Origin of the sequence: Phenylobacterium sp., from assembly GCF_035309685.1 — a bacterium.
Taxonomy (GTDB): Bacteria; Pseudomonadota; Alphaproteobacteria; order Caulobacterales; family Caulobacteraceae; genus Phenylobacterium.
This window is the reverse complement of sequence record NZ_DATGEX010000055.1, coordinates 1-6,161: the sequence shown is the minus strand read 5'-3', so window position 1 is coordinate 6,161 and position 6,161 is coordinate 1. Positions and strand designations below refer to the sequence as shown.

The following is a 6,161-nucleotide window of genomic DNA, read 5'->3' as shown; positions in this document are numbered from 1 at the left end:
AGACGCCGGTCCAGGGCGCGCGAGCGATTGAGCTGAGGGGACAGGGACCGGGCGGCGGCCAGGATGTTGGCGGCCTTGTGGGTGGCGTCATCGCCGCCGGCGGCGACGGCGAAGAGGGGCAGCATGGCGTTCATGGCGGGTCATCCGATCACCCGCGGCGGAGGGCTCCTCCCTCCAGTCCCGACGGGCTCGCCCGCTCGCCCCCCTCCCTTTGCCTCTAGCCGGCCGCCAGCTCAGCCAACCGCCTGACGGCGTGGTCGCGCTCGGCCTGCGGTGCGCGGCGGTCCTCCGCCCACCGCTGCAGGGCTTGGCGGGCGGCCGAGGCCCTCTGATCGGCGACCAGGCCCAGGGCGTTGAACAGCGCCGCGATCTGGGGATCGCTCGGCGAAGGGCCGGCGCCGGCGGCTGCGCGGGCCAGGGCGTCGATCTCAGGAAACTGCATCAAGGTCTCTCCAGCGGGACATCCGCCTGGGAAATCCTCGCGTCACGACCTGCAGAAGAAGAGCCCCCGCCCTGAAGAAAAGCGGGGGCTCGGTTGCGGGTTAGGCTGCGATCGGCTCGGCGACGTCGTCGCTGGGGCGTTCCATCTCCTCGGCTGAGGCGTCGTGGTCATCCGCGTCGTCGGCTTCGGCGTCGTCCTCGACCGGCAGCCGGTCCCAGGCCAGCGCCGCCGGCGCCCACTGCCGCTCGGCCGCGGCCTCGGCGACGAAGGTGACCAGGTCGTCCTTCTTCAGCGCCTTGGCCCGGTCGTCCTCCACCTGCATCTCCTCCAGCAAGGCCGAAAGCTGCTTCTTGGAGTGGACGGCCAGGTAGGCGTCGTCGGGCGTCCAATGCGCCGAGATGTCAGCGCCGCAGAGCGCGGCGATCTCGGCGGCCTCGGCCCGCGCGGCGTGACGCAGCGAGGTGGTGCGGCCTTCCCGGACGTTCAGCGAGATGGCCACCAACTCGGCCAACAGCGCCATCTTGTCCCCGTGGGCCAGGGTCTCCACCCACGGTATGGGCCGCAGGCCGCTGGCCTTGTAGGCGGCTCGGCGGGCGTCGAGGCGAGCGCGCACCTCGCCATCGAGGGCCGGGATCGCCGGCGTCGTCCCCCGCCGGTAGGCGGTGGCGTTGATGGCCGCCGCCGACTCTTCGGCGCTGCCCGAGCTGTGCAGGGCCAGGTTCTTGAACAGCTGCGCCACCAGCACCGTCAGGGCCGCGCCCGGATCGTCCGCCAGATCGCGGATCAGGCCGCGGGTGGCCACGTCGGTGCGGGTCTCGTGCAGGACGTGGCTGGAGCCGGCGACGTCGACATCGGCGCGGGGGATTTCCACGTCCGTGTACGACCGACCGTAGCGGCCGCCGACCTCGGCGGCGTCTTCGTCATCGCCGTCATCCTCGGCCTCATCGGGCAGCTGATCGGCGGGCAGCGGAACCGAGAAGTAGGTCACGGCCACGCCGAAGCCGTCGGAAGGCGTCAGGACGGCCGCGCCGATCCGGTCGCGCGTGAGGGGCGCGCCGGCGACGGCGGTCATGGCGGTGAACACCGGGGCCATGGCCGCCGGCGCATCGTCCGCCCACGGATCGAGGTCCTGCAACTCGCTGGAGAGGCGGGTGACCTCGTAGCGGGCGTCCGCGAGGGCCTTGGCCTGGTCCTCGGTCAAATCACGTTCCCAGACGTGCTGCAGGCGGTAGTACCCGTCCGGCACGCCGAACCCCGCCTCCCGGCCGACGAAGACGGTGAGGCCGTCGGCGGTCAGCTGGTCGACGATCGGCTGCACCCGGTCCCGCCAGGTGGTCTGCAGGACCTCGGGATCCAGCAGGCAATCGGGCAGTTCGCCGAACAGGTCGCTCGACACCCGGCCGCCGGCGGCGACGTAGCGGTCCATGCCGACCAGGGTAAAGCGGTCGTCGTCGATCGTGGCGCGGTCGCGCTCGATGACGTGGCGAAGCTGGTAGTCCTGGAAGTGGCCGTCGAGCGCGGTCTGGGCGATCTCGGCCTGCTGCTTCTTGTCGGGCAGGCGCGCGAACAGCCGGACCTGCTTGAGGGTCAGGCGGCCTTGGCGCAGGGCCTTCAGCACGTTGGGATGGACCGCCGCCAGGGCCTCCAGCCGCTTGATCTCCAGCTCAGCGTAGCCCAGGGCCGCAGCGATGGCCCTGGTCTCCATCTTCGACTTCCGCAGCTTGCCGATCGCGGTGATGACGTCGGCGATATGCACCGGGGCGTGCTCGGTCGCCGGCAGCATGATGCCCGCCGCTTGCTGGGCCTTGGTCTCGGCCAGCAGGCAGTCGACCTCGTAGTCGTCGGTCAGGTCGCCGCGGTCGCGCAGCAGCAGAAGGCCGAAGCGCCGGCGACGGCCATCCAGCGCCATGAAGGCCTGTTCGCCCCTTCGGCCAGGCCGCACGATCGGCGGGATCACCACGCCGGCGGCCAGGATGGTGTCGGCGAGCTGCGGCACGCCCTCGTCCGCAGGCTCCTTGAAGCGGAGGTTTTCGGGGGCGAGGCCAAGGTCGCCGAGGCGGACCTTGATGGCGGCCATCGGGGTCGGCGGGACAGCCGAGACGGTCTGGGTGTCGGTCATGGGGATCAGGCTCCAGCGCCTGGGCGAGGGACATCCTGCCCCTGGGCGCGCCCCGCCCCTCCCTTCCTCCCTCCTTTGCTAGCGCCGGGCCGGGGTCCAGCCCGCCGCCGCGGCCGCCTCGAGCGAGCAGAACCAGCGTTCCCCCCGCGCCGTGTCGATCCGGGTCGCGGCGTAGTCGCGCTGACCCGGGGCATGGACGATGCGCAAACCCTTGGCGTTGATGTTGCCCTTCAACACACAGCCGCTCGGGGCGGCGGCCGGCGGCGCGGCGGCGACCGCGCCGCGCTCATCGGCGCGCCATTCCGAGGGTTGCTCGAAGGTCCCCGCCCAGAGGCCGCGTCGGGCCCGCCGGGCCTCCGCCTCGGCCGCCGCATAGGCGCCGCCGTCGAAGCGGCGATATTCGACGGCCAGGCCGGCGCCGACCATGGCGGCGCCCAGGTCCTGGGCGCCAGCGCGACACTGGGAGACGGATCGACCGTACTGGTCGTGGTCGCGCACGACGCAGCTGATGTCACCGCCGGCGACCAGCGCGCGCATCCGCGCTGTGGCGACCTCCCCGCACGCATAGCCGTGGCCGGCGGCGTCCTGGCAGGTCTGGCGGCCCTCCGGCGCATCGATGCCCCAGATGCGGATACGGACGCCCGCGACGGTGAGGGTGTCGCCGTCGACGACGCGGGCGCGGCCGACAATGGGCGCGGGCGCGGCGGCGCCCAACAGGACCGCGATCGCCAACAGGCAGATGCGTTTGTCCAGCCGCCGCGCGCTCATCGGCGACACGACCACTCGTTCCAGTCTCCCCAGGGCTCGGGCGGAAGGGCGATCGAGGCCGCCACCCCCAGGCCGATCAGCCGGCCCTTCAGGCGATCGGCCGACGCCTCGCCGTCCTTGCCGCGGTCTGCGGCGATCAGCACCGAGCGCACGCCCGAGGGCGGCGTCCAGACCCGCAGATTGCGGGTCGACATCAGCGCCCAGCCGGGCAGGCCGAACCATTCCGTGGCCGACATGGTCGTGAACACCCCTTCGCCGACCAGCATCTCGACGTCGGCCGGGTCGAGCCGGACCGCGCTGCCGCCTGGCGCCGGGCCCACGGTCTTGCGCGAAAGGCGCAGGTCGACCGCCCGTTGGCCGCTCTGCGCCAGATAGGTCACCTCGACCGCCGTGAACCTGCCGTCGGCGGCCTGGATCCCGGCCAGCAGCGCCGGCCGGCGATGCTTACCGCTCCCATAGGCCGAGACGGCCGCATCGTGGTTATGGCGCAGGGCCGCCGGCCCGGGGAGGTCGCGCCGGATGCCGCGCAGGCGGCAATGGCGCTCGGAGAGCGAGCCGGTGACCGCGCGGCCAGGTTCCCACAGCCGCAGGGCCGCGTCCCGGCGCTCGGTATCCGAGCTGCTGTCCCGCGCCGGCCCAGGGCGCGGCCCCCGGCCTGGTCCGGACAGGGGGGCGTTGCTGGCGTCGATCAGCTGCTGGTCGCGCAGGAAATCCAGGACCGAGCGCCAGTCGCCATCACCGAAGGTGTGCACGACGACGCGGTCATCCTGCAGCAGCAGGGAGACCGAGCGGTCCTCGGCGCTGTGGCCAGGGGCGGGGATGTTGGCGCGGCGACCGCCGTCGTAGAGGTCGCCGCCCAGCGCCTGCACGATTGATCTCAAGGTCATGGCTCCGCCTCCATCAGCTTCACCCCACAGGACCCCACCTCCGGCCTTTCCGACGATCGCGCCGGCCCCGCCGCGCCGGGCTCGACGTCTCACGGGGCGTTGCGGGGTGTCCCCGCTGGAGGGGGTCGCCCGAGACGCCGGCGGCGGCCCGGGCGCAGGGGGAGGGCGCTCCCCCCCTTCCACTCCTCGTCCAAGCCCTGTGCATCATGTGCCAAAACCCCGATTTTCGCGCATCAAATTGTCACGGTCACGCTTTCGCGGAGGACTCTTTGGGCGATTCAAGCTAGCCGTTCCCTGGCGTGGAGGAGTGTGATTGGCCGGTTCCAAGGAAACATCTGACGAGGCCGAGGCCGACCGCAGCGACGAGGCGTGGATTCGCACCGCCAACAGCGACCAGGCCATTCGTGTCCGCAGCCTGACTATGATGCTCGACAAGGGCACCACGTTGATCGACGCGCGGCTTGTCGAGCAGGAAGACGGCTTGTGGGTCATCTTCTTCAGGCTGTCCGACCGGCCCGGCGAATATCGTCTCAACATGGCCAAGTTCGACCAGCCCAAGACCTACAAGGACGTCGCCCTCGCCATCGCCTCAATCCGCGAGGACCTCCACTACGTCGGCCCGATCACCTGTGTCACCGACCGGCACGGCGACCTGGAGCCTCAAAAGGTCGTCTAGGGGTCCTCCTTGGCAAAGCCAGACCTGACCCTTTCCGCAACCTTCGCCGAGCGCGCGGCCGAGTTCACGCACGGCGCGACGTTGCAAGCGGAGCGCGGCGATCCCGCCGCGCAAAGCCACATCCTGCAGAGCCTCTGCGTCGGGCTCGAACTGGCCTTCAAGGCCTTCCTCCTCGCCCACGGCCGCAGCGACGACTGGAACCGCCGGGAAATCCGCCACGACCTAGCCAAGGCGGCCGAGGCTGCGACCGAGCTGGGCCTTCAGGCCCCAGCGCCGGCGGTCACCCGGCTTATCGAAACCGTGGGTCCGGCCTACGCCCGACACGGCCTCGATGAGCTCCCGGCGCTCGACATCGGTCTTCCCGAGGCGGCCCGGCTGGTCGATGGCCAGCTGGCCACAATCTTCGCCGCCCTGGCCGATCCGCCGACACGGAATCCTCCCGGCGGGGCGGCGACCTAGACGGCGCCGGCCCGGCGCCCGCGTCACCGCTTCCTCACCGTCAGCACCACCCGGTCGACGAAGATCCCCACGGTCTCGGCGGCCAACTTGATCGCCTCGACGTAGTCACGCTTGATCCGGTCGGCGGCGATGCCGGTCGGCGTCGAGAGGGTCAGCACCCCATCGACGATCCCGTGGAATCCGATCCGGTTGAACCAGCTGCCATGGGCGCCGTCCCGGATCAGCCGCCGGACCTCGGCGTTGATTTCCGGCCAGGGCGGATCGTCCGCCCCCGGCGCAAACATCAGCGGCGCCAGCTCCGGCTGTGGCTCGAAAACATGCTCCTGCCGCGGCGCCGGGGTGATCTCGGCCGGCGGGATATCCCCCTTCTGCTTCAGGATCCTGGCCAGGTTGAGCCGGAGGTCCGGCACGCCGCCGGACGGTTTGGTGGCGAAGGCGCCGAAGTAGGCGCAGGGGCTTCGGACCTCGGGGTCCTCCAGCGCGATGGCCAACATGGTGACTACGCGGATGCCGTGGCGTGCCCATCCCCACTGCACCGAAAGGCTGTTGTTCCGCTCGGGGTCCGGCAGCAGCGACGGCGCCGCGGCGGCGATCCGGGCGGCGTCTTCCGGCGTGGCCGTGGACGGGTCTTTCAGGACGTGGTCCGGGACCAGCGGAGCCAGCCTCGGGCAGATGCGCACGGCGCTCTGAAGCTCCTGGCGGACCATTTCCGCGTGCACCGAGGGTCCAGGGTTCGCGCCGGCGAAACCGCTGGCTCCCCCCGGAGAGCCAAGGGCGCGGACCGTGCCGGTGCGCTGGGGTTGGCCCGAG

7 protein-coding genes are annotated in these 6,161 nt (G+C 71.5%); 2 read left to right on the top strand and 5 right to left on the bottom strand.

Going from position 1 to position 6,161, the window contains the following annotated elements; translation table 11 throughout:
• Positions 1 to 217 precede the first annotated feature (217 nt).
• The 4 genes from VKQ35_RS17330 to VKQ35_RS17315 form a co-directional block, all read right to left on the bottom strand.
• Complete coding sequence (locus VKQ35_RS17330) at positions 218 to 442, bottom strand: hypothetical protein (RefSeq protein ID WP_324363879.1); 225 nt, start codon at positions 440 to 442, stop codon at positions 218 to 220.
• A gap of 100 nt (positions 443 to 542) precedes the next feature.
• On the bottom strand, positions 543 to 2,561 hold the full coding sequence (locus VKQ35_RS17325) for a chromosome partitioning protein ParB (RefSeq protein ID WP_324363877.1): 2,019 nt from the start codon (positions 2,559 to 2,561) through the stop codon (positions 543 to 545).
• Between the two features lie 78 nt (positions 2,562 to 2,639).
• Positions 2,640 to 3,344, bottom strand: coding sequence for a thermonuclease family protein (locus VKQ35_RS17320; RefSeq protein ID WP_324363875.1), 705 nt, complete (start codon positions 3,342 to 3,344; stop codon positions 2,640 to 2,642).
• The gene (locus VKQ35_RS17315; protein WP_324363873.1) at positions 3,326 to 4,216 is read right to left on the bottom strand and encodes a DUF7146 domain-containing protein; all 891 of its coding nucleotides are present in this window, start codon (positions 4,214 to 4,216) and stop codon (positions 3,326 to 3,328) included. The genes VKQ35_RS17320 and VKQ35_RS17315 overlap by 19 nt, the downstream gene beginning before the upstream one ends.
• Before the next feature lie 313 nt (positions 4,217 to 4,529).
• Here VKQ35_RS17315 and VKQ35_RS17310 point away from each other — a divergent pair, with 313 nt between their 5' ends.
• Together VKQ35_RS17310 and VKQ35_RS17305 are read left to right on the top strand one after the other, a co-directional pair.
• Positions 4,530 to 4,892 (top strand): hypothetical protein, encoded by a 363-nt coding sequence (locus tag VKQ35_RS17310; RefSeq protein ID WP_324363871.1) that lies wholly within the window; start codon positions 4,530 to 4,532, stop codon positions 4,890 to 4,892.
• 9 nt (positions 4,893 to 4,901) lie between these two features.
• Positions 4,902 to 5,351 carry a hypothetical protein gene (locus tag VKQ35_RS17305; RefSeq protein WP_324363869.1) on the top strand — a complete coding sequence of 150 codons (450 nt, stop codon included), beginning with the start codon at positions 4,902 to 4,904 and terminating at the stop codon, positions 5,349 to 5,351.
• Positions 5,352 to 5,374: 23 nt separating this feature from the next.
• On the opposite strand, the gene VKQ35_RS17300 is transcribed toward VKQ35_RS17305, so the two are convergent.
• Positions 5,375 to 6,161 (bottom strand): DnaA N-terminal domain-containing protein (locus VKQ35_RS17300; protein WP_324363867.1); only part of this gene is annotated, 787 nt, incomplete at its 5' end.